Source organism: Leisingera aquaemixtae (assembly GCF_019801145.1).
Taxonomy (GTDB): domain Bacteria; phylum Pseudomonadota; class Alphaproteobacteria; order Rhodobacterales; family Rhodobacteraceae; genus Leisingera; species Leisingera aquaemixtae_A.
In genome coordinates this window covers 303,370-328,038 of sequence record NZ_JAHVJQ010000006.1, presented here as the reverse complement: position 1 = coordinate 328,038, position 24,669 = coordinate 303,370, and the positions used below count along the sequence as shown (strand labels likewise).

At 65.6% G+C, this 24,669-nt stretch carries 19 protein-coding genes; 10 read left to right on the top strand and 9 right to left on the bottom strand.

The window, feature by feature from the left end:
- Positions 1-135 precede the first annotated feature (135 nt).
- On the top strand, positions 136-1,422 hold the full coding sequence (locus KUW17_RS16630; RefSeq protein ID WP_222481137.1) for a hypothetical protein: 1,287 nt from the start codon (positions 136-138) through the stop codon (positions 1,420-1,422).
- 42 nt (positions 1,423-1,464) lie between these two features.
- Here KUW17_RS16630 and KUW17_RS16625 read toward each other — a convergent pair whose 3' ends face one another.
- The gene (locus tag KUW17_RS16625) at positions 1,465-3,822 is read right to left on the bottom strand and encodes a Tex family protein (RefSeq protein ID WP_222481135.1); all 2,358 of its coding nucleotides are present in this window, start codon (positions 3,820-3,822) and stop codon (positions 1,465-1,467) included.
- Between the two features lie 100 nt (positions 3,823-3,922).
- Complete coding sequence (locus KUW17_RS16620) at positions 3,923-4,255, bottom strand: winged helix-turn-helix transcriptional regulator (protein ID WP_222481133.1); 333 nt, start codon at positions 4,253-4,255, stop codon at positions 3,923-3,925.
- A 105-nt stretch (positions 4,256-4,360) separates the two neighbouring features.
- On the opposite strand from KUW17_RS16620, the gene KUW17_RS16615 reads away from it, so the two are divergent.
- From KUW17_RS16615 to KUW17_RS16600, 4 genes are all read left to right on the top strand, one after another.
- Positions 4,361-5,095, top strand: coding sequence for a hypothetical protein (locus tag KUW17_RS16615; protein WP_222481131.1), 735 nt, complete (start codon positions 4,361-4,363; stop codon positions 5,093-5,095).
- A 179-nt stretch (positions 5,096-5,274) separates the two neighbouring features.
- Positions 5,275-6,786 (top strand): Asp-tRNA(Asn)/Glu-tRNA(Gln) amidotransferase subunit GatB, encoded by a 1,512-nt coding sequence (gatB, locus tag KUW17_RS16610; RefSeq protein ID WP_222481129.1) that lies wholly within the window; start codon positions 5,275-5,277, stop codon positions 6,784-6,786.
- 212 nt (positions 6,787-6,998) lie between these two features.
- On the top strand, positions 6,999-8,240 hold the full coding sequence (gene pepT / locus KUW17_RS16605; RefSeq protein WP_222481126.1) for a peptidase T: 1,242 nt from the start codon (positions 6,999-7,001) through the stop codon (positions 8,238-8,240).
- Positions 8,241-8,410: 170 nt separating this feature from the next.
- Complete coding sequence (locus KUW17_RS16600; RefSeq protein WP_222481124.1) at positions 8,411-8,905, top strand: DUF4177 domain-containing protein; 495 nt, start codon at positions 8,411-8,413, stop codon at positions 8,903-8,905.
- A gap of 73 nt (positions 8,906-8,978) precedes the next feature.
- Here the strand turns inward: KUW17_RS16600 and KUW17_RS16595 are convergent, their stop codons facing one another.
- On the bottom strand, positions 8,979-9,233 hold the full coding sequence (locus KUW17_RS16595; protein WP_222481122.1) for a BolA family protein: 255 nt from the start codon (positions 9,231-9,233) through the stop codon (positions 8,979-8,981).
- 105 nt (positions 9,234-9,338) lie between these two features.
- Here KUW17_RS16595 and KUW17_RS16590 point away from each other — a divergent pair, with 105 nt between their 5' ends.
- The 5 genes from KUW17_RS16590 to KUW17_RS16570 all read left to right on the top strand — a co-directional run bounded on the left by KUW17_RS16590 (position 9,339) and on the right by KUW17_RS16570 (position 16,485).
- Positions 9,339-9,962: a DnaJ domain-containing protein gene (locus KUW17_RS16590; protein ID WP_222481120.1), complete on the top strand. Its 624-nt coding sequence runs from the start codon at positions 9,339-9,341 to the stop codon at positions 9,960-9,962.
- Positions 9,963-10,415: 453 nt separating this feature from the next.
- Complete coding sequence (cobS, locus tag KUW17_RS16585) at positions 10,416-11,402, top strand: cobaltochelatase subunit CobS (RefSeq protein ID WP_039179315.1); 987 nt, start codon at positions 10,416-10,418, stop codon at positions 11,400-11,402.
- Between the two features lie 194 nt (positions 11,403-11,596).
- Positions 11,597-13,474 carry a cobaltochelatase subunit CobT gene (gene cobT, locus KUW17_RS16580; protein WP_222481118.1) on the top strand — a complete coding sequence of 626 codons (1,878 nt, stop codon included), beginning with the start codon at positions 11,597-11,599 and terminating at the stop codon, positions 13,472-13,474.
- Between the two features lie 815 nt (positions 13,475-14,289).
- Entirely contained in the window at positions 14,290-16,080 is a 1,791-nt protein-coding gene (locus KUW17_RS16575) for an aminopeptidase P family protein (RefSeq protein ID WP_222481116.1), read from the top strand.
- 63 nt (positions 16,081-16,143) lie between these two features.
- Complete coding sequence (locus KUW17_RS16570; protein WP_222481114.1) at positions 16,144-16,485, top strand: DUF427 domain-containing protein; 342 nt, start codon at positions 16,144-16,146, stop codon at positions 16,483-16,485.
- A 238-nt stretch (positions 16,486-16,723) separates the two neighbouring features.
- On the opposite strand, the gene KUW17_RS16565 is transcribed toward KUW17_RS16570, so the two are convergent.
- The 6 genes from KUW17_RS16565 to ftsZ all read right to left on the bottom strand — a co-directional run bounded on the left by KUW17_RS16565 (position 16,724) and on the right by ftsZ (position 24,512).
- Positions 16,724-16,942 (bottom strand): hypothetical protein, encoded by a 219-nt coding sequence (locus KUW17_RS16565; RefSeq protein WP_226429710.1) that lies wholly within the window; start codon positions 16,940-16,942, stop codon positions 16,724-16,726.
- A gap of 169 nt (positions 16,943-17,111) precedes the next feature.
- Entirely contained in the window at positions 17,112-18,794 is a 1,683-nt protein-coding gene (locus tag KUW17_RS16560; RefSeq protein WP_222481112.1) for a chloride channel protein, read from the bottom strand.
- A gap of 88 nt (positions 18,795-18,882) precedes the next feature.
- Complete coding sequence (recN, locus tag KUW17_RS16555) at positions 18,883-20,532, bottom strand: DNA repair protein RecN (RefSeq protein WP_222481110.1); 1,650 nt, start codon at positions 20,530-20,532, stop codon at positions 18,883-18,885.
- A 27-nt stretch (positions 20,533-20,559) separates the two neighbouring features.
- Positions 20,560-21,408 (bottom strand): outer membrane protein assembly factor BamD, encoded by an 849-nt coding sequence (locus tag KUW17_RS16550; RefSeq protein ID WP_222481107.1) that lies wholly within the window; start codon positions 21,406-21,408, stop codon positions 20,560-20,562.
- A 237-nt stretch (positions 21,409-21,645) separates the two neighbouring features.
- Positions 21,646-22,581, bottom strand: a complete 936-nt coding sequence (gene lpxC / locus KUW17_RS16545; RefSeq protein ID WP_222481105.1) for a UDP-3-O-acyl-N-acetylglucosamine deacetylase — start codon at positions 22,579-22,581, stop codon at positions 21,646-21,648.
- Between the two features lie 212 nt (positions 22,582-22,793).
- A complete protein-coding gene (ftsZ, locus tag KUW17_RS16540) occupies positions 22,794-24,512 on the bottom strand; it encodes a cell division protein FtsZ (RefSeq protein WP_222481102.1) in 1,719 nt (572 codons plus the stop codon).
- Positions 24,513-24,669 lie beyond the last annotated feature (157 nt).

The window sequence follows — 24,669 nt, the reverse complement described above, 5'->3', positions numbered from 1 at the left end:
TCCATTTCGGATTGTCTGCGAAACTGCGCAAATATCCGCCGCCGCGCATGAACTTCCCCACTGCCGCCATCTTTGCGCCCCATTGCCTGACGAGACTGTGAACAACGATAAGCTGCCACTCATCAGGAAGCACAAATGCTCACACAGTCTCGACAGGCACGGGATCTTCTGACCCGGATTTCAGGTCTTGTTTCCAGCCGGTCCCGGCCAGCCGCACGCCAGGCCCCCGCCCCTTCTCCGGCCCCTGCCGAACAGCTTCTGCCCCGCCGCCTGGAAGACAGCCTGTCGATCCCGGTCTGCAGCGCAGAAGGCGACCCGGCCTGCATCGAAGCCCAGGACCGGGGCCAGTTCCTGGCCCGCCAGGAGCTTTGGGAGAAGCTGTCGCAGCAGATCCGCGAGGCCGACGAAAGCCGCGCCGCCGCCCGCTGCGGCCTGCCGCTGGCCGATCTCATCGCCTATGGCGCCCGCGCCGACGTGGTGACCGCAACCGAGCACGCGCTGGCCGAAAACGGCGATGCCGGCAGCCGCGCCCTGATCCGCGGCCTGATGGCGTTTGAGGCGCTGCGGGCAGAGAACCGCCGCGACCCCTATCTGACTGCCCTGGTGGCGCTGGCCCATATCGACATCGGCTGGGCCTGGCGCGGCGCTGAGGGCGGGGATGCGCCGCAGCAGCCGGCCCGCCGCCGCTGCGCAGCCCATTTTGACCGTGCTGCTGCGCTGCTGGGCCCGATCGCGCAGGCCAGCAAGGACAGCCCGTTCCTGCAAGCCGCGCAATGCGCGCTCTATGTCGGCCGCAGCGCCGCAACCATGCAGGTGGCGGACGCCTACAGCGCGCTGATTGATCTGGCCCCAGCCAACCACCGCCACATGCGCGCGCTCGGCACCTACATGCTGCCGCGCAGCTCCGGCTCCTACGCCGCGCTGGAGCTGGAGGCCCGGCGCACCGCCGCGCGCACCGAGGCCACCTGGGGCGCGGGCGGCTACGCCTGGGTCTATTTCGATGCCATCACCATCGACGATCAGGCCTGCGCCCGAGTCGATACCCGTTTCTTCCTCGACGGGTTGCGCGATATCGTCCGGGCCGATGCCTCGCAGGAGATGATCAACCTGCTGGCCGCTTATTGCACCGTTGCCCTGCCCAATGGGCTGGGGCGCGACCTGCAGGCCGACGCGCCGCGGCTGAAGATTGCACAGGCCGCGGCCTGGCTGATCCGGGACCACCTGAAAGAGCTGCACCCGCTGATCTGGGCCCATGCCGCCGAAGGCTTCGACAACAGCGCCCGCATCCGCTCCGTCAGCCGGTTTGCCGCCAGCGGCCATGCCGGTGCGCTGCAGGCCATCGCGGGCCAGTTCCGCGAGGAGATCGAAGGCGGCCAGAAAGTTGCCTTTACCGAAAGAGGGCTGGAATTCAGCCCCGCGTGACTGCCCGCAATCGTTGAAAAACGGGGCCAAAGCCCCGTTTCCTCATTTCTTCTTGAAGGCGTCCATCAAGGCAGCGCCCAGCGCGCCGGTGCCCTGATCCCGGCTCTGGCCGCCTTTCGGCGCGGCAGACGCCCTGCCCTTGCCGCCGCCCTGATACCCGCCCGGCTTGCCGCCGCGGCGCGGTCCTGCTCCCTTGGAGGGCCCGCGCGCGTTGCGCTCCTCCTTGGCTGAGGCGCCGCCGTCCTTTTTCATGGTGAGCCCGATCCGCTTGCGCGGCACGTCCACCTCGGTGACGGTGACCTTGACCACTTGGCCCGTCTTCACCACCTCGTGCGGGTCCTTCACGAACCGGTCTGCCAGCTGGCTGACATGCACCAGCCCGTCCTGATGGACGCCGATATCGACGAACGCGCCAAAGGCCGCCACGTTTGTCACCGTGCCCTCCAGCACCATCCCCGGCTTCAGGTCGGTGATCTCCTCCACCCCGTCCTTGAAGGACGCGGTCACAAAGGACGGGCGCGGGTCGCGGCCCGGCTTTTCCAGTTCCTGGAAAATGTCGCGCACCGTGGGCAGGCCGACGTCTCCGCCGGTAAAATCCTCCGCCCGCAGGGACTTCAGCGCCGCGCCGTCGCCCATGATCTGGCGGATATCGCGGCCGCAGGCAGCGACGATCTTGCGTGCCACATCATAGCTTTCGGGGTGAACTGACGAGGCATCCAGCGGCTCCTTGCCGTCGCGGATGCGCAGGAAGCCCGCGCATTGCTCAAACGCCTTGGGGCCAAGCCGCGCCACCTTCAGCAGTTCCTTGCGCGAGCTGAATGCGCCGTTCATGTTGCGGTGCGCCACAATCGCCTCCGCCAGGCCGGGGCCGAGGCCCGAGACATGAGAGAGCAGCGGGGCTGAGGCCATGTTGAGGTCGACGCCGACTGCGTTCACCACGTCCTCGATCACTGCCTCCAGCGACTTCGACAGCTTATGCTGGTCCACGTCATGCTGGTACTGGCCGACGCCGATGCTCTTGGGTTCGATCTTCACCAGCTCCGCCAGCGGGTCCTGCAGGCGCCGGGCAATCGACACCGCCCCGCGCAAGCTCACATCCAGATCCGGGAACTCCCGCGCTGCGAGCTCGGAAGCGGAATAGACCGAGGCGCCGGCCTCAGACACCACCACCTTGGTCGGCGCCTTGATCTTGGCAGGCATATGTTTCAGCACTTCGGCCACCATCCGCTCGGTCTCGCGGCTGGCGGTGCCGTTGCCGATGGCGATCAGCTCCACCCCGTGTTCGGCGATCAGTTTCACAATCGACACCTGCGCCCCGCGCAGATCGTTCTTTGGCTGGAACGGGTACAAGGTCTCGGTGGCCACCAGTTTCCCGGTTGCATCGACCACTGCCGCTTTGACGCCGGTGCGGATGCCCGGGTCCAGCCCGAGAGTCGGTCGCGCACCGGCCGGAGCTGCAAACAGCAGGTCCTTGAGGTTGCGGGCAAAAACCTGAATGGCGTCCTCCTGCGCCCGCCCGCGCAGATCACCCATCAGTTCCAGCATCATCGAGAGGCTCAGCTTCACCCGCCAGGTCCAGCCCGCCACCTTGCGCAGCCACTTGTCGCCCGGCCCGTTGCCGCCCGCGCCCAGCTCCGCCGCGACCATCGCCTCGGCCCGTGCCACGCCCTCTTCCGGCTCCGGCCCGACGTCCAGCGTCAGCACGCCCTCGTTGGAGCCGCGCAGCATCGCCAGCGCCCGGTGCGAGGGCACATCCGCCCAGCGCTCGGAATGCGCGAAGTAGTCGGAGAACTTGGCGCCCTCCTGCTCCTTGCCCTCGACCACCTTGGCTGTCAGCACTGCCTCCCGCTGCAGGAACTCCCGCAGCCGGCCCAGCAGGGCGGCGTTTTCGGTCAGCCGCTCGGTCAGGATATCGCGCGCTCCGTTCAGCGCGTCCTTCACTGTGGCGACGGCCTCGGAAATATACCCTTCCGCAAGCTTCTCCGGATCGGCGCTGCGGTCCGCCAGGATGGCATCCGTCAGCGGCTCCAGCCCGTTTTCCTTGGCGATCATCGCCTTGGTGCGCCGCTTGGGCTTGTAGGGCAGATAGATATCCTCCAGCTGCGCCTTGGTCTCCGCCTTGGCGATCGAGGCCGCCAGATCATCGGTCAGCTTGTCCTGCCCCTTGATCGACTCGAGGATCGCCGCCCGCCGTTTTTCCAGCTCGCGCAGATATTCCAGCCGCTCCGCCAGGGTACGCAGCTGGGTGTCGTCCAGCCCGCCGGTCGCCTCCTTGCGGTAGCGCGCGACAAACGGCACCGTGGCGCCCTCGTCCAGCAGCGCCACAGCCGCGCTCACCTGCTTGGCGGCGGCGCCGATTTCCGTTGCAATGGTCTGGCTGATGCGGGCGGATGTGTCCATGGCGGCCTCCTCAAAATTCTTCTCGGGCTGCCAGTTCTAGCCCTGCCGGCGCACGCCGCCAAGAGCTCAATGCGTATCCGGCGGCCACCCGCCAGTGATTTCAGGACCCTTCCGGCAGATCCGGAGTATGCGCCTCACCCCAAGCCCGGATCGCATTCATGACCGGGGCCAGGGCCTCGCCGCTTTTGGTCAGATGGTACTCCCACCGCGGCGGGTTCTGCGAATAGGCCTGCCGCTCCAGCACGCCGTTTTCCTCCAGCCTGCGCAGCCGTCCTGACAGGGTGTTAGGAGAGATCTTCAAGATGTCCTGCAGGTCCTGGAACCGGCGCGGCCCTTCCAGAAAAAACTCCCGCAGGATCAGAAGAACCCATTGGTCCCCCATGACATTCGACGCCCGCAGAACCGGGCAATTTTCGCGTGGCTGCTGGCTCATAGGGATAATTTAAGCGCCCAGCTTGCAAATGTGAAGTTACTACATATTTGATAGTCACTACCACAACAGGACTCACATGCAGCCAGTCCAGTAGGAGTAAGGCAAATGTTCGAATCTCTCGCCACTGTTTACGTTCAAACCTTCGCGGTCATCCTGCCAGCCTTTGCAATTGGCCTTGTCAGCATCGGCGCTCTCAGGTCAGGCCTGCCGCCGAGACAAGCGGCGGCAGGTGTCGCCGTCACCACCGCCCTGCTTGGACTATGGTATCCGCTGGTCACAATACTGGCCAAAGCCGGCATACTCATGCCGCCCCTCGAAATCACCGATCCGCCTTACGCGCTGATGCCGCTTATCGGCGGGGCCTTGCTTCTCTGGGCCATGGGCCGCCTGACAGTCACGGGCCGGGCTATCCTGCACGGGCTCAGCCACGCGCATCTGATCAGCATTCAAAGCCTCCGGCTGATGGGCGGCGTGTTTCTGATCGGCTGGCTGATGGGGGACCTGCCCTGGCAATTCGCACTGCCCGCGGGCATCGGCGACATTCTCGCGGGCATCGCGGCGATCCAGGCGATGCGTGCCCTGAACCGCGGCGATGCGAACGCCGAGGCCCTGGTGCGCCGCGCCAGCTACATCGGCCTGCTGGATTTCGCCGTAGCGGTCAGCCTTGGTATCGCAACCTCGGCAGGCGCCCTGCAGCTGATGTCCTTTGACAATCCCAATATCATCAACGCCTATCCGCTGGCCCTGTTCCCGGAATACTTCGTGCCGGTGTTCATTGCCTTCCAGCTGTTTTCCCTCGGCGCCCTGCGCCGCAGCAGCCAGCGGCTGGCCACAGCCTAAAGGCACCTCGCGGCAGCTGAATTGAGCTGCCGCCTTCCGGCTTCCGCTTCCGCGCCGGAACATAACAGCCTGATTTCCGCCCAATGGCCGCTTTTTCCCGCCCTCGCGGCTCTTGCTCCCCCTGCCGCACTGGCCTAGAACGCTTGCCAACCAAGGACATTCGGATACGGCGGAAAACCATGCTCGACCTGACATATGAACTCCCCAAGCCCAAGGTGATCGCGGGCGCCAAGCATGACTGGGAACTGGTCATCGGCATGGAGGTGCATGCCCAGGTCAGCTCCAATGCCAAGCTGTTCTCCGGCGCCTCCACCAAATTCGGCGCCGAGCCGAACTCCAACGTGGCTTTCGTGGACGCGGCGATGCCCGGCATGCTGCCGGTGATCAACGAATACTGCGTCGAGCAGGCGGTGCGCACCGGCCTGGGCCTGAAAGCGGACATCAACCTGTGGTCCGCCTTTGACCGCAAGAACTATTTCTACCCCGACCTGCCGCAGGGCTACCAGATTTCCCAGCTTTATCATCCCATTGTGGGCGAAGGCGAAGTGCTGGTGGAACTGGGCGACGGCACCGCGCGCACCGTGCGGATCGAACGCATCCACATGGAACAGGACGCGGGCAAGTCGATCCACGACATGGATCCCAACATGTCCTTTGTCGACCTGAACCGCACCGGCGTCTGCCTGATGGAAATCGTCTCCCGCCCCGACATCCGCGGGCCGGAAGAAGCGGCGGCCTATATCGCCAAGCTGCGCCAGATCATGCAGTACCTGGGCACCTGCGACGGCAACATGCAGAACGGCAACCTGCGCGCCGACGTGAACGTCTCGGTCTGCCTGCCGGGCCAGTACGAGAAGTACCAGGAAACCCAGGACTTCAGCCACCTCGGCACCCGCTGCGAGATCAAGAACATGAACTCCATGCGCTTTATCCAGCAGGCCATTGAAGTGGAGGCGCGCCGCCAGATCGCCATCCTTGAGGGCGGCGGCGAAGTGGTGCAGGAAACCCGCCTGTACGACCCGGACAAGGGCGAAACCCGTTCCATGCGCTCCAAGGAAGAGGCGCATGACTACCGCTATTTCCCCGATCCTGACCTGCTGCCGCTGGAAATTGAGCAGGCCTGGGTCGATGATATCGCCGCCAACCTGCCGGAGCTTCCGGACGAGAAAAAGGCGCGTTTCATCAATGACTTCGGCCTTTCCGACTATGACGCCTCGGTGCTGACCGCGGATGTGGAATCGGCGGCCTTCTTTGAGGAAACCGCCAAGGGCCGCAGCGGCAAGCTGGCCGCGAACTGGGTCATCAACGAGCTGTTCGGCCGCCTGAAGAAAGAAGACCACACGATCACCGAATCCCCGGTCTCCCCTGCCCAGCTGGGCGGCATCATCGACCTGATTTCCTCGGATGCGATCTCCGGCAAGATCGCCAAGGACCTGTTCGAGATCGTCTATACCGAGGGCGGCGACCCGGCCCAGATCGTCGAGGAACGCGGCATGAAGCAGGTTACAGATACTGGCGCCATCGAGACCGCTTTGGACGAAATCATCGCCGCCAACCCGGCGCAGGTGGAGAAGGCCAAGGTGAACCCGAAGCTGGCGGGCTGGTTTGTCGGCCAGGTGATGAAGGCCACCGGCGGCAAGGCCAATCCCAAGGCGGTGAACGAGCTGGTCGCCAAGAAACTGGGCGGCTGATTCCCGCGGGACAGGAAATTCTAAAGGGCGCCCTCGCGGCGCCCTTTTTTTGTGCCGGAAGGCGGGGTGATATGCGTGCACCCCCTGTACACCCCTTGTGCACCGGGTGGTGCCGTTTCACTGAGGGCAACGCCCGTCCCGGCCGGGCGGAACACATGCATTGACCTTCCTTGCTACAACGGCTTTGCTCCCGCCAAAATACCGGAGGTTTCATGGAACGCATTTTCGATCAGGAACTCGAGGACCGCCTGGTCCGCTACGCCGCCATCGACAGCCAGAGCGACGAGACCTCAGCCACGACGCCCAGCACCGAAATCCAGTTCGACATGCTGAACCTGCTGGTGGCAGAGCTGCAGGAGACCGGTGCTGAGGAGGTGACGCTCACCGATTACGGCGTCGTGCTGGCCACCATTCCCGCCACTGCGCCGGGGCCGGCTATCGGCCTGCTCGCTCACGTCGACACCGCGCCGCAGTTCAATGCCACCGGCGTCAAGCCGCGGGTGATCAAAGGGTATGACGGTGGTGATATCACCTATCCCGACAACCCGGACCTGGTGCTGTCGCCGCAAAAATCCCCCTACCTCGCCTCCAAACAGGGGGACGACCTGATCACTGCCTCCGGCCTCACCCTATTGGGGGCTGACGACAAGGCGGGCGTCGCCATCGTGATGACCCTGGCGCGGCATCTGCTGGCGAACCCGAAGATCAAACACCCGAAGATCCGCCTCGCCTTCACCCCGGACGAGGAAATCGGCCGCGGCGTCGGCGCGCAGCTGCCCAAGGACCTGGGCGTGGATTTCGCCTATACGCTGGACGGCGGCGAAGCAGGCGAGATCGTCTATGAGAGCTTCTCTGCCGACCGCGCGGTGGTGAGCGTCAAGGGCGTGTCGATCCACCCCGGCTGGGCCAAGGAGAAGATGGTGAACGCCGCGCATCTGGCGGCAAAGATCGTGCAGACCCTGCCGCAAGCCACCATGACGCCGGAAACCACCGAGGAGCGCGAGGGGTTCATCCATATCACCGACATGAACGGCGGGTCTTCGGAGATGGAGATCAAGCTGATCCTGCGCGACTTCGAACTCGACGGGCTGGCCGCTAAGGGCGAACTGCTGCAAAAGGTCTGCGAAGCGGTGCAGGCCTCGGAGCCGCGGGCCGGGATCACCTGCGAAATCTTCCCGCAATACCGTAACATGCGGTACTGGCTGGAAAACGACATGACCCCGGTGGAGCTGGCGCTGGCGGCCTGCGAGGCGCATGGGATCATCCCCGTCACGGCCCCGATCCGCGGCGGCACCGACGGCTCGCGGCTGACCGAGCTGGGGGTGCCGACGCCCAACATCTTCACCGGCATGCAGAATGTGCACGGGCCGCTGGAATGGATTTCGGTGCAAGACATGGCCAAGGCCACGGAGGTCTGCCTGACGCTGGTGCAGATGGCGGCGGAAACAGGCTGAGACCGGCTGCGGCAAGCGGAATTTTGCAAAAACTCCGGCCCGGGAAACGCGTGTTTTCCGGGCCGTTCTCCTCGCAGGGAAACGGCGCCCTGCCGCGCATGGGCCGGATGCCGCGCCCTTGACCGCATCCCTCTTTCGGCTAAACCTGCGCGGCAAGACAGGAGACGTTCATGCAGGCATTCGAGTACAAGGTTGTCCCGGCACCGCAGAAAGGCACCAAGGCCAAGGGGGTGAAGACACCGGAGGCGCGCTTTGCCAATTCGGTGGAGATCCTGCTCAATGAGATGGCCGCGGAAGGCTGGGAGTTCCAGCGCGCCGAACTGCTGCCCAGCGAGGAACGCTCCGGCCTGACCGGATCGACGACCAACTGGCGCAACGTGATGGTGTTCCGCCGCGCCATCGCGGCGGAGAAACCGGCACAGGCCCCGGCAGCAAGCCGCAAGGAGCCCGCCGCGCCCTCCGTTGCGTTCCGCCACAGCGAACCGCAAACACCGCGGCTGACGGCCGCGGCAGGCGATCCCGAAGCGCCGCCGGAAGCGGAACAGGTTCCGGGACCGGGTGCGGCCAGGATGCAGGCCGACGACGGGGTTGAGGAACTGAGCCCGGTTTCCGGCATGACCGCAGCGCTGAAGGCACGGGCCGGTCTGAAAGACGGCGATAAGTAGAGCCCGTGAATGGCGGGCAGACTGCCCGCCCTAGCCCCCTCTCAGGGCGGGCGCGTCCGTGCGCCGCGGCGCCTCAGGCGCCGGTATCCAGCGCCAGCGCGTGGATGCGCGGCACGATACCCCCCAGCGCCTTGTGCACCGCGCGGTGCTGCTGCACCCGGTTCATGCCCTGAAAGGCCTCGGCGCGGATCATCACCGCAAAATGGCTCTCGCCCGAGCCGTCGTCGCCTGCGTGGCCCGCGTGCTTGTGGCTTTCGTTGACCACTTCCAGCGCGCTCGGGGCAAAGGCCGCCTGCAACGCCGCTTCCATTTCCTGCTTCATGCTCATTTTCCGCTCATCCCCATATTTTTTGCCTGCGCCCCCTTCAATCTGGCGCCCCTTAGACTAAACTGCTGCCTCCGAGTCGAACAGATGCGTCTAGAAGGTGCGCCCATGTCCAAATCCGATCCCTTTGGCTTCGATATGTCCGTCCGCTCCGCCAAGAAGAAGAACCCGCGCGGGCGGCGCGCTGCCACGGGTGCGTCTGAGACGTCCCAGCGCGTCTGCGACAAGGAAGGCTGCCAGGAAGCCGGCAAGTTCCGCGCCCCCAAGGCGCCGGACGTGCTGGATGACTTCTACTGGTTCTGCCAGGAGCATGTGCGCGAGTACAACAACAGCTGGAACTTCTTCGAAGGCACCACCGAGGCGGAGCTGAACGCACAGCGCTCCAAGGACAAGGTTTGGGAGCGCGAGACCAAGCCGATGGGCGACCCCGAGGCCCGCGCCTGGGCGCGGCTGGGCATCGAGGATCCGCACCAGGTGCTGGGCGCCAACGCCACCCAGAACCCGGGCCGCGCCGCCAAGGCGGGCCGCCGCCTGCCGCCCACCGAGCGCCGCGCCATCGAAATCCTGGAGGCCAAGGACGACTGGTCCAAGGCCGACATCCGCAAGGCTTACAAGAAGCTGATCAAGGTGCTGCACCCGGACATGAACGGCGGCGACCGCAGCCAGGAGGAGCAGCTGCAGGAAGTCCGCTGGGCCTGGGACCAGATCAAGGACAGCCGCAGCTTCAAGTAAGCGCCGCAGAAATTTCCGGACAGCAGGGCGGCGGCAGCCGCCCTTTTTCCTTGCCGCAGCGCCTGCCCGCGCCTGCGGCAATGGGCGGTCTTTTGCCGAAAATTTATGATAGAGATTTTATTTCTTTGACGCCCCCGGCACTGAACCGTTACGCAGGGACATACCGGACGCAGCTTGTCCCCCCATAGCTAACAATGATCCGGTAATTCGCGCCCCCTGCTGCCCGGCCGGGGGCGCAGTACGTCTGGAACCGCCAGCCTGGCACCGGCGCCGCCTCGTCCTTCGCAGCTCATTCAGCTCCTGCCTGCCCCGGACCTGCCTGTCCAGTTCGGGAACAATCTCTGCTTCAGCTGGATTCCGGCGCGACTTTCCCTTGCCCTTGCCCGTCAGATCAGGCACCAATCCCGCGAATTGGCCCCTGACAGCAGGGAAGAGGGATAAGGATCGACTGCGATGACCGACGGCTTTGTGGATATGAATGCGAAACCGACCGAAACAATTTCGGTGCGCGATGTGTTCGGGATCGACACGGACATGACGGTCAAGGGCTTTGCCGAGGGCTCCGAGCGGGTGCCTGCGATGGACCACACCTACAAGTTCGACCCGGAAACCACGCTGGCGATCCTGGCGGGCTTCAGCCACAACCGCCGTGTGATGATCCAGGGCTACCACGGCACCGGCAAGTCGACCCACATCGAGCAGGTTGCGGCGCGGCTGAACTGGCCCTCCGTCCGGGTGAACCTGGACAGCCACATCTCCCGTATCGACCTGATCGGCAAGGACGCGATCAAGCTGCGCGACGGCAAGCAGGTCACTGAGTTCCACGAGGGCATCCTGCCCTGGGCACTGCGCAACCCGGTTGCGATCGTGTTCGACGAATACGACGCCGGCCGCGCCGACGTGATGTTCGTGATCCAGCGGGTGCTGGAGCATGACGGCAAGCTGACCCTGCTGGACCAGAACGAGATCATCACCCCGAACCCGTTCTTCCGCCTGTTTGCCACCGCCAACACCGTTGGCCTTGGCGACACCACCGGGCTGTACCACGGCACCCAGCAGATCAACCAGGCGCAGATGGACCGCTGGTCGCTGGTCTCGACCCTGAACTACCTGAGCCATGACGCCGAAAGCGCCATCGTTCTGTCCAAGGCGCCGCATTACAACACTGCCGAGGGCCGCAAGAAGATCTCCCAGATGGTGACCGTTGCCGACCTCACCCGCACCGCCTTCATGAACGGCGATCTGTCGACCGTGATGTCGCCGCGGACGGTGATCAACTGGGCCCAGAACGCCGAGATCTTCCGCAACGTGGGCTATGCCTTCCGCCTGTCGTTCCTGAACAAATGCGACGAGCTGGAGCGTCAGACCGTGGCTGAGTTCTATCAGCGCTGCTTTGACGAGGAGCTGCCGGAGAGCGCCGCGAGCGTTTCGCTGGGCTAACAGCAATGTGCCGCCCGGCCGCAAGGCCGGGCAGAGCCCGACCCGCCCCCCGTCAAACCGAAGGTTTGCCTCCGGCAAAACGGGCGGGCGCTTTGCTTCCCGCCCCGCCGGGCCGGGCGCTGCCCTCTCCGCAGGACGCGCACTGGACTTTGCCGGAGGCTAAGGCGATGCTGATAAGCGGATAAGGTGCGACCATGAAAAAGCCGAACGACAACCCAGCCGATCCGTTCAAGAAGGCTCTCTCTGAGGCCACCAAGGTGATGGCCAACGACCCGGAGCTGACCGTCAGCTACACGGTCGACCCCTCGGGCCTGTCCGGCGACACCATGCGGCTGCCGCAGGTCTCCCGCCGGATGACCCGCGAGGAGGTGCTCTTGGCCCGCGGCACCGCGGACGCGCTGGCGCTGCGCCACAAGTTCCACGACGACGCGACCCACGCAAAATACGTGCCGCAGGGCGAAATGGCCCGCGACCTCTATGAGGCGATGGAAACCGCCCGCTGCGAGGCGATGGGCGCCCGCCACATGCCCGGCACCGCGTCCAACATCGACGTGAAGATCCGCAACGAGTCGATCCGCCGCGGTTATGATCAGATGAAATCCTCCTCCGAGGCGCCGCTGGCTGCTGCCGCGGGGTATCTGATCCGCCATCTGGCGACGGGCCGCGACCTGCCCGAAGGCGCCTCCAACATCATGGAGCTGTGGCGCGGCTTTATCGAATCCCAGGCCGGCGGCACGCTGGAGAACCTGGACGAAACCATTGCCGATCAGGCCGCCTTCGCCAAGCTGGCGCGGCAGGTGATCTCCGATCTCGGCTATGGCGACCAGCTGGGCGATGACCCGGATGATATGGACGACGACGCGGGCGACGAGGCCGAGGAGAACGCCGAGGAGCAGCAGGACCCGGACAGCACCGGCCAGGACGATAGCGAGGAGGAACAGGCCGACGCGTCACCCGAGCAGAGCCAGGAGCAGCAGCAGGACGAAAGCCAGGCCCAGGTCTCGATGGACGAGATGGCCGACGACGATCTGGCCGAGGACACCGAGATGCCCGATGGCGAGGCGCCGCTGGAGCCGCCTGCCCCGCCGCCGGTCTCCGACGCCGACCCGGATTACAAGGTGTTCCAGGATGCCCATGACGAGGAAATCAACGCCGAGGAGCTGGCCGAGCCTGCCGAGCTGGAGCGTCTGCGCGCCTATCTCGACCAGCAGCTGGAGCCGCTGAAGGGCGCCGTGAGCCGCCTTGCCAACAAGCTGCAGCGCCGCCTGCAGGCGCAGCAGAACCGTTCCTGGGAGTTTGACCGCGAGGAAGGCATCCTGGATGCAGGCCGCCTGGCGCGGGTTGTCGCCAACCCGACCACGCCGCTCAGCTTCAAGGTCGAAAAGGACACCGAGTTCCGCGACACCGTGGTGACGCTGCTGCTCGACAACTCCGGCTCGATGCGCGGCCGCCCGATCTCCATCGCGGCAATCTGCGCCGACGTGCTGGCCCGGACGCTGGAGCGCTGCAACGTGAAGGTCGAAGTCCTCGGCTTCACCACCCGCGCCTGGAAAGGCGGGCTGGCGCGCGAGGCCTGGCTGAACGACGGCCGCCCGCAGCAGCCGGGCCGCCTGAACGACCTGCGCCACATCATCTACAAGGCCGCCGACGCCCCGATGCGCCGCACCCGCACCAACCTGGGCCTGATGATGAAAGAGGGCCTGCTGAAGGAAAACATCGACGGCGAGGCGCTGGAATGGGCGCACCGCCGCATGGTGGCGCGGCGCGAGGCCCGCAAGATCCTGATGGTGATCTCCGACGGCGCGCCGGTGGATGATTCGACGCTGTCGGTGAACCCGGCGAACTACCTGGAAAAACACCTGCGCGACGTGATTGCGATGGTGGAGAAGCGCAAGCAGGTGGAGCTGCTGGCGATCGGCATCGGCCATGACGTGACCCGCTACTACCAGCGCGCGGTGACGATCACCGATGTGGAGCAGCTGGCCGGGGCGATGACAGAGCAGCTGGCCGCCCTGTTCGACAGCGATCCGCGCGCCCGCGCCCGCGTCATGGGCATCAAACGGGCGAGCTAAGTTGTCACTAAGAACGATAACCCGCAGTGCGCTCTTGCAGAGCGGGTTATTTTTTGCCCTGGAAAGTTAACGGGTTAAATGACATACTGGTTCCTGCAGCTGCATAGTTAGGGTGCGGGCGAACTGTTTTATTTCCTATGGTCTGAAACAAAACGGATTAGGAAAACCGACATGCCTCCTTCCCACCCCCGATCTGAAAAACAGACTTGTTCGCAGATCAATCAAACAATCAACTGCTACCGTTCGTGCGTTAAACAGCAGAAAGACCGAATTAGACACCTTTCTAGTGTATCAGGGCTATGTAAAACTGGTTCGGCTCAGCGGGAGATGGCTCGTCTCACTGCTGAAAACCTTGCATTGACCAGTAGCGCGGATGAGCTCGTCCGGTACCTCTTGGCCAAGGGGCTTGTGCCCCAGCCCTGCCCGTAAGACGGTTCGCTTTACCCAAATCAGTATACGACTGAGATAGCGTAGTGCTCCCGCGCCTTTGGCCAGCATCTTGCGATGCCGCCCTCAGCCTTGGGCATGGCCGCGCGCTGACGCGCGCGGCGGCGCCGGATGCTTCGCATCCGGCGCTTGGCCCAACCGGCCGCAGGGCATCTCTGATGCCGTCAGGCCGGGCGGGAGCCGCCGCTGCGCCCAAGCCTTCCCGCTTGTTCCGTCAGGTCGGCAACATTCTCTCCTCCGCCGCCCTTGCCAGCAGCAGGGCGATTTGGGACAAGAAGGGGCGCGCGCTCCGGGCCCGCGCATTTTCTTTGCCGCGGCCCCGGGGTGTCCCCTGCTGCCGCCCGCCCTTTTAAGCAGGAGAGACGCCGATGTATCAGACCTTCGATGTGACTGCCCGCCCGGAACAGGGGCCGCCCCGGCTGGCGGCGCTGCGCAAGGAACTGGCGGCGGAAGGGCTGGACGGCTTCCTGGTGCCGCGCGCCGATGCCCACCAGGGCGAATATGTGGCGCCGCATGACGAGCGCCTCAGCTGGCTCACCGGCTTCACAGGTTCGGCCGGGTTCTGCGCAGTGCTGCAGGACATCGCCGGCGTCTTCATCGACGGCCGCTACCGCACCCAGGTGAAACGCCAGGTCGCCGCGGACTACACCCCCGTGCCCTGGCCCGACGTGCAGCTGGCGGACTGGCTGAAGGAACAGCTGCCCAGTGGCGGCAAGGTCGGCTTCGACCCCTGGCTGCATGCTGCCGGGCAGATCACCTCGCTGGAAAAAGAGCTGAAGGGCAGCGGCATCACCCTGGTGCAATGCGGGAACCTGGTGGACCGGATCTGGGCAGACCAGCCCGCGCCGCCGATGCAGCCGGTTGCTGCCCACCCGCTGGACTACGCAGGCGAAAGCGCCGCAGACAAATGCGCGCGGCTGGCTAAGGAACTGCGCGATGCAGGACAGGCAGCGGCCGTCATCACCCTGCCCGACAGCATCATGTGGCTGCTGAACATCCGTGGCAGCGACGTGGCCCGCAACCCGGTGGCGCATGGCTTTGCCATCCTGCACGGTGACGCGCGGGTGGACCTGTTCATGGCGGCAGAGAAACTGGAAGGGCTTGAAGGCCATTTCGACAGTTCCGTCACCATTCATGCGCCTGAGGACTTCCTCAAGGCCACGGCCGCCCTCAATGGCTCCGTCGCCGCCGATTCCGGCACCGTGCCGCAGATCGTGGCCGACGCGCTTGGCGACCGCATGGTCCCCGCCGGCGACCCCTGCGCCCTGCCCAAGGCGCGCAAGAACGGGGCCGAAATCGCGGGCAGCGCCGCGGCGCACCTGCGCGACGGTGCCGCCATCGTGGAGATGCTGGCCTGGCTCGACGCCCAGGCGCCCGGCACCATCACAGAGATCGATGTGGTGAAAAAACTGGAGGCCCTGCGCAGCGAAGACCCCGCCCTGCGCGACATCAGCTTTGAGACCATTGCAGGCACCGGCGAGAACGGCGCCGTCATGCATTACCGCGTGACCGAGGAGACGGATACACGGCTGGAGGACGGCCACCTGCTGGTCATGGACAGCGGCGGCCAGTATCTGGACGGCACCACCGACATCACCCGCACCATCGCCATCGGCACCCCCGGCAAGGAGGAGCGCGCCGCCTTCACCCGCGTGCTGCAGGGCATGATCGCCATGTCCCGCCTGCGCTGGCCCAAGGGGCTGGCGGGCCGCGACATCGAATGCATCGGCCGGATGCCGCTGTGGCTGGCAGGCCAGGACTTCAACCACGGGCTCGGCCACGGCGTCGGCGCCTATCTCAGCGTGCATGAAGGCCCGCAGCGGCTGGCACGCACCAGCCATGTGCCGCTGGAACCCGGCATGATCCTGTCCAATGAGCCCGGATACTACCGGGAAGGCGCCTTTGGCATCCGGATCGAGAACCTTCTGGTTGTTGAAACGGCCCCGGCCCTTGACACCAGCGACCCGGAGCGCGACATGCTGTGCTGGCGCACGCTCACCTTTGCCCCGGTTGACCGGCGGCTGGTGAATGCCTCCATGCTGACCGCAGACGAAAGAGACTGGCTCGACAGCTACCACCTGGAGGTTGCAGCCAAGATCGGCCCGCTGCTCAGCCCCGCCGCAAAGGCGTGGCTTGATGCCGCGACCGCCCCCTTGTGACACCTGGCTGTTACATAGACTGAACACAAAGACGACACGAACGAAGAGAATGGGAAAACACGCATGACCAATATCCGTATCCGCAAGGCCGAAGGCACCTGGACTGTCCGCTCCGGCGGCGCCGTATTGGGGGAAACCGCCAATGCACTGGAGCTGACGGAGGGCGATCTGGATCCGGTCATCTATTTCCCGCGCGACGACATCGCGATGGCGTTCCTGGACCGCACCAGCAAGACCACCCATTGCCCGCACAAGGGCGACGCCAGCTATTTCTCGATCGCCAACAAATCCTCGGTGACCGAAAACGCCGCCTGGAGCTATGAGGACCCGAAGGAGGACGTGGCGGAGATCAAGGGCCACCTGGCCTTTGTGCTGAGCGACTCGGTCAAGGTGGAGCAGGTCTGAGCCATTCATCTGGCAGCGGCCAGGGCGCAGCCTGGCCGCGCGGGCCTAGCACGCGGATGGTTTAATTTATCCGGAGAACAGATGCACCGGCGCCCTGGCGCCGGTGTTTTCCATTGCAGCCTGACGTTGCCGCCTGTTCATCTGCCGGCGCCGACAGCCAGCGGCACAGGCGCGGGCCTGCCGCCCATTCGGCGGGGTCCGGTGTCATGTGCTGCGGATCAGGATCGGGAACCGGCCTCTAGGCGAGCACCGCCCGGCTGAGGTTCAGCCTGGCTTCCTCCAGCGCGTCGCCGGCGCCCAGAATATCCGTTTCACGCGCGCATTGGATCGCGTAATTGATCACCGCTTCCAGTGCCGCCCGTTCGTTTTCCCGCTCGTCCGCCTTGGTTTTCGCACCAGCCTCTTCTGGGCCGGTTTCGAAGTTTCGCATTTTGTTGCCTGCCGTGTGAGTGTGCATTGCGATATTTCACCTGCAATGTTCAGCAAGACATTGTCGCAGGGCAATGCACAGATTAATTAATCCTTAACCTGTAGCGGAAATCTCACAGCTACGGGGAAAACCTTGGGAAGTTTCCCCTAAACCCGCGCGGGTTCTTATTGCAGCAGCCGCAACCGCCCGGCCCGGCCTATCTGTGCTCTTCCGCGGCGGTGGCCGCCAGGGCGCGGTTGTAAGCCTTCAGCGCGTCCACATGGTACAGCGCGCCGATCACCTCCTCCTTGCCATCCTCCACCAGGTGCACCGGCAAATAGGGGATTTCGGCGCGGTCGAACACCGGCATCGCTGCCTCCAGCGAGGCGGAGGCGCGGATGCACAGCCCCTGCTCCACCAGCGCCTGGCAGTCCTCCAGCGAAGCGCAGCGGCTGTCGCCCATCGGCCGCATCACCGCACCGGCGCGCAGCATTGACAGCAGGTAGGCCTGCGGACCGGCGGCGCAGTGGATGTCGCGCCGCTCCAGCTGGGTAAGGAAGAAGGACCGGTCGACCAGCCGCGAGGCCAGCGCGGTGGACATGGAGACCGACACCATCACCGCCAGGCCGATCTGCCAGTCGCCGGTCAGCTCGAACACGATCAGCGTGGTGGAGATCGGCGCGCCAAGAACCGCTGCCGCAACCGCCCCCATGCCGGCAAAGGCATAAAGCGTGTGGGTGCCGGACACATCCGGCAGCACCGAGGTCGCAATGAGGCCGAAGGCCAGCCCGGTCAGCGCCCCGATCATCAGCGACGGCGAAAACACCCCGCCGCCCATGCGCCCGCCCATGGTGATCGCCACCGCCGCGGTCTTCACCACCGTGAAGACCACCGCTTGCCCCAAGAGCAGCCCGCCGGTCAGCGCCAGCACCGTGGTCTCGTAGCCGACACCGATGATATGCGGGAACCACACCGCGATCACCCCCAGCATGGCACCTGACACCGCCGGGCGCAGCCAGCGCGGCAGGCACAGGCGCTGCTGCACCGCGTTGCCGACCTTCTCGGCAAAGAAGATCGAGCGCATCTGCGCCACTGCCACCAGGCCGCAGATCAGGCCAAGGATCAGAAAGGCCGGCAGCTCCACATAGAACTGCAGCGCACCGGGGGTGTTGAGGGTGAATTCGGTGACGTCGCCGTATTCCAGCCGGTTGATCACGGTGCCCGCGACCGAGGCCACCACGATCGGCGCAAAGGCGTTGACAGAGAAATGCCGCAGCACCACCTCCATCGCAAACAGCGCCCCGGCAATCGGCGCGTTGAAACTGGCCGAGACCGCCGCCGCCACCGCGCAGCCCAAGAGGTCGCGCCCGGTGACACCGTCGGCATTAATGCGGTTGCTGACCCAGCTGGCGATTACCCCCGCAAGGTGCACCACCGGCCCTTCGCGGCCGGTGGATCCGCCGGTGGACAGGGTGATGAAGGACGACAGCGCCGAGGCCAGCCCTGCCTTGTGCTCGACCCGCCCGTCATGCAGCGCGGCGCCCTCGATCACATCGGCAACCGAGCGCACCCGCCCGTCCGGGGTGAACCGGTCCAGGATGATGCCCACCACCAGCCCGCCGCCCGCAGCAATAGCCACCAGCGTGTACCAGGGCAGCCCCTGGGCAAAGGAATGCAGGTAGTCCAGATCCGGCGCGCCATAGACCCAGGCCTGCAGCGCGGTGATCCCCTTGCGGAAGAACAGCGCCGCAAAGCCTGCCGCGATGCCGATCAGCAGCGCGATCAGCCAGAACTGGAACTGGCTGGGGCCGCGGTTACGCAGCACCCGCCAGATATCCTTCAGGCCAGCCAGCATTTGCATCAGATGGGCGATGAGGGCGGATCGGATTTCTTCTGCCATATGCTGCAAGCGGGCCTTTTGTTTTCAATGGCCTACAATTGCCGCAAGCCGGTTAAGGAACCCTCACCCGCCGTCCCGCCGGGACAGGTTATCCGGCCAGCAAAGCACGGGCCGCGGCGCGGGCCTCCTCGGTGATGGTATCGCCTGAGACCATGCGGGCAAGCTCATCCACCCGCTCGGCCTCGGCCAGCGGCACCACCTGCGACAGAGTCATGCCGTCGACCACCTGCTTGCGCACCTGCCAGTGATGGCCGCCAAGCGCCGCCACCTGCGGCGAGTGGGTCACCACCAGCACCTGGCCGCCGCTGGCAAGGCTGCGCAGGCGCCGCCCCACCGCATCCGCGGTGGCGCCGCCGACACCGCGGTCGATCTCGTCGAAAATCAGCGTCTTGCTGGCGTCGTCGCCGCGCAGGCAGACCTTGAGCGCCAGCAGGAACCGGCTCAGCTCGCCGCCGGAGGCGATCTTGTTCAGCGCCCCTGCGGGCGCGCCCGGGTTGGTGGCGACGGTGAAGGCCACCGTGTCGGTGCCCTCCGGCCCCGGCTCAGCGGCGCTGATGCGGGTCTCGAACACCGCCCGCTCCATCTTGAGCGGCGCCAGTTCGGCCATCACCGCCTGATCCAGTGCCGCGGCGCTTTCGCGGCGGGCGGCGCTCAGCTGCTCCGCGGCTTGCGCATAGGCCGCCTCTGCCGCCTTCAGCGCAGCCTCCTGGTCCGCCAGATCCTGGTCGCCCGCATCCAGCGCGGCCAGCTTGGCGCGCAGGGTTTCGGCGTAGCCGCCCAGTTCGTCGGCGGCCACCCCGTGCTTGCGCGCCAGGGCGCGGATCGCAAACAGGCGCTCCTCGCAGTCCTCCAGCTCGCCGGGATTGAAGTCCAGCGCCCCCAGCACCCGTTCAACGCCGTCCTGGGCATCGCCCAGCTCGATCATCGCCCGCGACAATGCCGCCAGCGGCTCATCCAGGCCGGTCTCGTCCTCGCGGCCAGCGACGCCCTCGAGCCAGCGCCGCGCCTCGCCCATGGCACTTTCGGCGCCCTCGCTCAGCAGCGCATGGGCGCGGGCGATGTCGCCGCGGATGCGCTCGGCCGCCTGCATCTGGCGGCGGCGGGTGTCCAGCGCCTCGTCCTCGCCCGGCTGCGGGTTCAGCTTGTCCAGCTCGGCAACCGCATGGCGCAGGAACTCCTCCTCGGCCCGCACCGCGTCCAGCGCCGCGCGGGTGGCCGCCACCGTCTTGCGGGCCTTGGCCGCATCGCTCCATGCGCTGCGCACCGCCCCCAGCAGCGCCTGCACCCCGGCATACTGATCCAGCAGCGCCATATGGCCGCGCGGGTTCAAGAGCCCGCGGTCGTCGTGCTGCCCGTGCAGCTCCACCAGCGTCTCCGACAGCGCCCGCAGCACCTCGCCCGAGCAGCGCCGGTCATTGACCCAGGCGGTCTTGCGCCCTTCCGCCGTGTTCACCCGGCGCAGGATCAGGCTGTCGCCGCCCGGCAGGCCCGCCTCTTCCAGGATGGCATGGGCCGGATGGCCCTGACCCAGGTCGAACTCCGCCAGCACCTCGCCCTGGGAGGCGCCCTGGCGCACCAGTTCGGCACGGCCGCGCCAGCCCAGCACAAAGCCCAGGCTGTCCAGCAGAATGGATTTGCCTGCCCCGGTCTCGCCGGTCAGCACATTCAGCCCGGGCTGAAAATTCAGCTCCAGGTGATCAATGATCAGGATATCCCGGATCTCAAGCGCGCGCAGCATTGCCCCGCCCCATTGCCGCAGCGGCCGTTACAGCCACTGCCCTTTCAGCGTCTGACGGTAAATCTGGCTCAGCCAGTTGTTGCCGCGGTCCTTGGGCTTGAGCCCGTTTGCCCCCAGCAGGCGGTAGCTGTCCTCGTACCATTCGGTGGACTGGAAGTTGTGGCCCAGAATGGCGGCGGCGGTCTGCGCCTCCGCTGTCAGGCCCAGCGACAGATAGGACTCGACCAGCCGGTGCAGCGCCTCCGCGGTGTGGCTGGTGGTCTGGAAATCCTCCACCACCACCCGGAAGCGGTTGATCGCAGAGGTGTAATGGCCCCGGCGCAGGTAATAGCGGCCGATCTCCATTTCCTTGCCCGCCAGGTGGTCAAAGGCCAGGTCGAACTTCAGGATCGCGGAATTGGCGTATTCGCTGTCCGGATAGACCTCGATCACGGTGCGCAGCGCCTGCAGCGCCTGGAAGGTCAGGCCCTGGTCGCGGCCCACCTCGTCGATCTGGTCGTAATAGCTCAGCGCCAGCAGATACTGGGCATAGGCCGCATCCTCATCCGCCGGATAGAAGTCAATGAACCGCTGCGCAGCGGCGCGGCTGTTCTCGTAATCCTTGCTGGTGTGATGGGCAAAGGCCTGCATGATCACCGCCTGCTTGGCCCATTCGGAATAGGGATACAGGCGCTCGATCTCGGAGAAGTAATAGGCCGCATCCTTGGCCCGGCGGTTGGCCAGCTCGAACTCGCCGCGCTCATAGATGTGCTCCGGTGAGAAGGCCTCCAGCGACTCGCCCCGCTTGACCGCGCCGCCGTCTCCGCCGCAGCCCGCAAGGGCCGCCATCAGAAGGACCGCGCCGAGGGTTTTGGCTCCTGCCCTGATGCCGTTCATAGTGCCTCACCTCACCGTCGTTGCCTTACGGGTGTCCGCCCCGGTTAGGCCGTCTCTAGCATATTCAAATGGCGCGCAAAACGCCTTTCGCTATTTCCGCGTTCACATGGCATCGAAAGCCGCCGGCGGTCAAGGCTGCCCGGACGTGCCGGGCCGCTTCCGCGCGCCCGCCACAGGAAAAGACCCGGGACAATTGGGGTCCCGGGCCAGTCTGCCGCTCGTTCCTGGTTTTCTGCCTTATGCCACGCGGCGCTGTTCGGCCGGGATTTCCGACCAGATCAGCCCCTGCCCTGGCAGCCGTGCGGTCATCGCTGCATCGCAGGCGACGGCCCGGACCGCACCCGGCTCCGCAAACAGGGCCCGCAGCAAAGTGTTGGTCAGCGCGTGCCCCGCACGCTCCCCAACGTAGCGCCCCAAGACCGGCCCCCCAGCCAGCGCCAGGTCACCCAGCGCATCAAGCATCTTGTGGCGTACAGGCTCGTCCGAGTGGCGCAGGCCCGCACCGCTCTCGACCCGTTCCCCGTCAAACACAACGGCGTTCTCGCCGGGCACACCGCCCAGAGCCAGGCCGTTGGCCTGCATGGTTTCGACATCCGCCTGGCGGCAGAAGGTGCGGCTGTCGCACAGCTCGCGCGCAAAGCTGCCGTTGCGCATGTCCAGTTCCTTGCTCTGGCGGCCGATGGCGGCCTCGGCAAAATCGATGTGGAATTCGATGGTCAGCCGGTCGCTGGGCAGCAGGGTGGCGCGGGCGCCGTCCTTCTCGACCGTCACCGGCTTCAGCACTTCATAGGCCACGACCGGCACGCCCAGGCTCTGCACGCCCTGGCTCATGATGCCGCGCACGAACGGGGCCGAGGAGCCGTCCAAAATCGGAACTTCCGGGCCGTCGATCTCGATCAGCGCGTTGTGCACGCCGCAGCCAGCCAGGGCCGCCATGATGTGTTCGACAGTGGAGACGCTGACGCCGGCCGCGTTGACCAGGCGGGTGCAGAGCGGGCTGCGCTCAACCAGGTCCCAGCGTGCCGGAACCACGGTATTGCCCAAGGCGATATCGGTGCGCTTGAACACGATGCCATGCCCCGCCGGAGCCGGGATCAAGACCATGCGCGCGGGTTTGCCGGAGTGCAGTCCGACCCCTTCGAATGCCACCGATGCTTTGAGCGTATTCTGCACTTTGCGCCTCTTTCCACTATGTCCGGCCTCAGGGGGCCGTGTTGCGGACGAGAGTTAAGGTTTTGCAAAAATTCCTACAACTCAATCTTTGTAACGGTTTGAAACATGACCGTAACAGATAAGCAAAACACCGCTCAGAACCACTCAATACGCTGATAATAAAATAAAAAAAGCCGCCCGAAGGCGGCTTTTTCCTGGCGATATGTGATGTGTCAGTTGGCCTGGCGGCGCAGGAAAGCGGGGATTTCGATGCGTTCCTGGTCAGGATCCTGCTGTTGCTGCTGCACCGGCTGCGGCTGGGCTGCCGGCGCCTGCGCGTGCATTGCGGGCTGCTGGCGCACTGCCTGGGGCTGCTGCTTGCCCGCGGGCGCATCGGCGCTGCCGGTCATCCGGTGGATCAGCGAATTGAGGCCGAAACGGCGCTGGCCCTCGGGCTGCTGCTGGCCCTGCTGGGGCTGCTGGGATTGCTGCTGCGGGGCCTGGGCGGCAGGGGCAACCGGGCGCACCGGCTGCTGCTGAGGAGCCTGCGGCTGCTGCGCCCGCTGGGCGGCGGCCTGCAGGCGCTCCAGCGCTTGCGGCGACGGGGTGCCGGGGGCCGGCGCCTTGGGCGCGACAAAGGCGGCCTGCGGGGTTTCGCCGGCATCCGCCTGCGGGCGGAATTCCGGAACCTTCGGCTGGTAAGCGGGCGGCGGCAGGCCGTCGTCGTTCAGTTGCTCCACCTCTTCAAAGACCTCTTCCTCCTGTTCAGCAGCCTGCTGCACATTCATTTCCTCGAACAGGGAGGGCTCTTCCATAACCGGGGCAGGCTCGGCCGCGGCCGGCGCCGGCGCGGATGCGGCAACTGCCGGCTGCTCCACCGGGGTTTCCAGCTCCAGCGGCGCGGCGCGGTTTTCCTCGACGCTGACGGTCTGGCGCAGCGGCGCCGACATCGGGCGGCGCGGCACCGGGACTTCGGAGTTCACATCCACGGCGTCGATGCCGGTGGCAACGACCGACACCCGCATCCGGCCTTCCATGCCGGTGTCCAGGGTGGAGCCGACGATGATGTTGGCGTCCGGGTCCACTTCCTCGCGGATGCGGTTGGCGGCCTCGTCCAGCTCGAACAGGGTCAGGTCGTGGCTGCCGGTGATGTTGATCAGCACGCCGCGGGCGCCCTTCAGGCTGATCTCGTCCAGCAGCGGGTTGGCAATCGCCTTCTCGGCGGCCTGCACCGCACGGTCCTCGCCCTCGCCCTCGCCGGTGCCCATCATCGCCTTGCCCATCTCGTCCATCACCGCGCGGACGTCGGCAAAGTCGAGGTTGATCAGGCCGGGGCGGACCATCAGGTCGGTGACGCCCTTGACGCCCTGGTACAGCACGTCATCGGCCATCGAGAACGCCTCGGTGAAGGTGGTCTTCTCGTTGGCCAGGCGGAACAGGTTCTGGTTCGGGATGATGATCAGGGTGTCGACCACCTTTTGCAGGCTTTCAACGCCCGCTTCGGCCTGGCGCATCCGCTTCAGGCCCTCGAACTGGAACGGCTTGGTGACAACGCCGACGGTCAGCACGCCGAGCTCACGGGCCGCCTGCGCGATGATCGGCGCCGCACCGGTGCCGGTGCCGCCGCCCATGCCGGCGGTGATGAAGCACATATGCGCGCCCGCCAGGTGATCGACGATCTGTTCGATGCTTTCCTCAGCCGCGGCAGAGCCCACCTGCGGGCGGGCGCCTGCGCCCAGGCCTTCGGTGACTTTCACGCCCAGCTGGATGCGGCTCTTGGCCGAGCTCTGCTGCAGCGCCTGCGCGTCGGTATTGGCCACGACGAATTCGACGCCGTCCAGTTCCTTGGCGATCATGTTGTTCACGGCATTGCCGCCGGCGCCGCCGACACCGAACACGGTGATCTTCGGCTTCAACTCTTCATTCCCGGGCATCGAAAGGTTCAACGTCATGCTCATACCGCCTGTGTTACCTGCCCTTCCCGCAAAGGGCTTATTCCTGTCCTATTCACCATAATCTTACCGCGGAGAGGGTGTTTCGTCATCCCAAAAAGCGCGACGAGCCACAAAATAAGGCCTCATTCTAAGGCTAAAGCCGCGGTATTTCGCC

Excerpts from the sequence above, each read along its gene's own strand:
- KUW17_RS16630 (WP_222481137.1), top strand. The coding sequence starts at position 136 with ATGCTCACACAGTCTCGACAGGCACGGGATCTTCTGACCCGGATTTCA.
- KUW17_RS16595 (WP_222481122.1), bottom strand. The coding sequence starts at position 9,233 with ATGAGCATGAAGCAGGAAATGGAAGCGGCGTTGCAGGCGGCCTTTGCC.
- ftsZ (WP_222481102.1), bottom strand. The coding sequence starts at position 24,512 with ATGACGTTGAACCTTTCGATGCCCGGGAATGAAGAGTTGAAGCCGAAG.
- KUW17_RS16600 (WP_222481124.1), top strand. The coding sequence starts at position 8,411 with ATGCAGGCATTCGAGTACAAGGTTGTCCCGGCACCGCAGAAAGGCACC.
- KUW17_RS16570 (WP_222481114.1), top strand. The coding sequence starts at position 16,144 with ATGACCAATATCCGTATCCGCAAGGCCGAAGGCACCTGGACTGTCCGC.
- KUW17_RS16565 (WP_226429710.1), bottom strand. The coding sequence starts at position 16,942 with ATGCACACTCACACGGCAGGCAACAAAATGCGAAACTTCGAAACCGGC.
- KUW17_RS16560 (WP_222481112.1), bottom strand. The coding sequence starts at position 18,794 with ATGGCAGAAGAAATCCGATCCGCCCTCATCGCCCATCTGATGCAAATG.
- gatB (WP_222481129.1), top strand. The coding sequence starts at position 5,275 with ATGCTCGACCTGACATATGAACTCCCCAAGCCCAAGGTGATCGCGGGC.
- KUW17_RS16550 (WP_222481107.1), bottom strand. The coding sequence starts at position 21,408 with ATGAACGGCATCAGGGCAGGAGCCAAAACCCTCGGCGCGGTCCTTCTG.
- cobS (WP_039179315.1), top strand. The coding sequence starts at position 10,416 with ATGACCGACGGCTTTGTGGATATGAATGCGAAACCGACCGAAACAATT.
- cobT (WP_222481118.1), top strand. The coding sequence starts at position 11,597 with ATGAAAAAGCCGAACGACAACCCAGCCGATCCGTTCAAGAAGGCTCTC.
- pepT (WP_222481126.1), top strand. The coding sequence starts at position 6,999 with ATGGAACGCATTTTCGATCAGGAACTCGAGGACCGCCTGGTCCGCTAC.
- recN (WP_222481110.1), bottom strand. The coding sequence starts at position 20,532 with ATGCTGCGCGCGCTTGAGATCCGGGATATCCTGATCATTGATCACCTG.
- KUW17_RS16615 (WP_222481131.1), top strand. The coding sequence starts at position 4,361 with ATGTTCGAATCTCTCGCCACTGTTTACGTTCAAACCTTCGCGGTCATC.
- KUW17_RS16625 (WP_222481135.1), bottom strand. The coding sequence starts at position 3,822 with ATGGACACATCCGCCCGCATCAGCCAGACCATTGCAACGGAAATCGGC.
- KUW17_RS16590 (WP_222481120.1), top strand. The coding sequence starts at position 9,339 with ATGTCCAAATCCGATCCCTTTGGCTTCGATATGTCCGTCCGCTCCGCC.
- KUW17_RS16575 (WP_222481116.1), top strand. The coding sequence starts at position 14,290 with ATGTATCAGACCTTCGATGTGACTGCCCGCCCGGAACAGGGGCCGCCC.
- KUW17_RS16620 (WP_222481133.1), bottom strand. The coding sequence starts at position 4,255 with ATGAGCCAGCAGCCACGCGAAAATTGCCCGGTTCTGCGGGCGTCGAAT.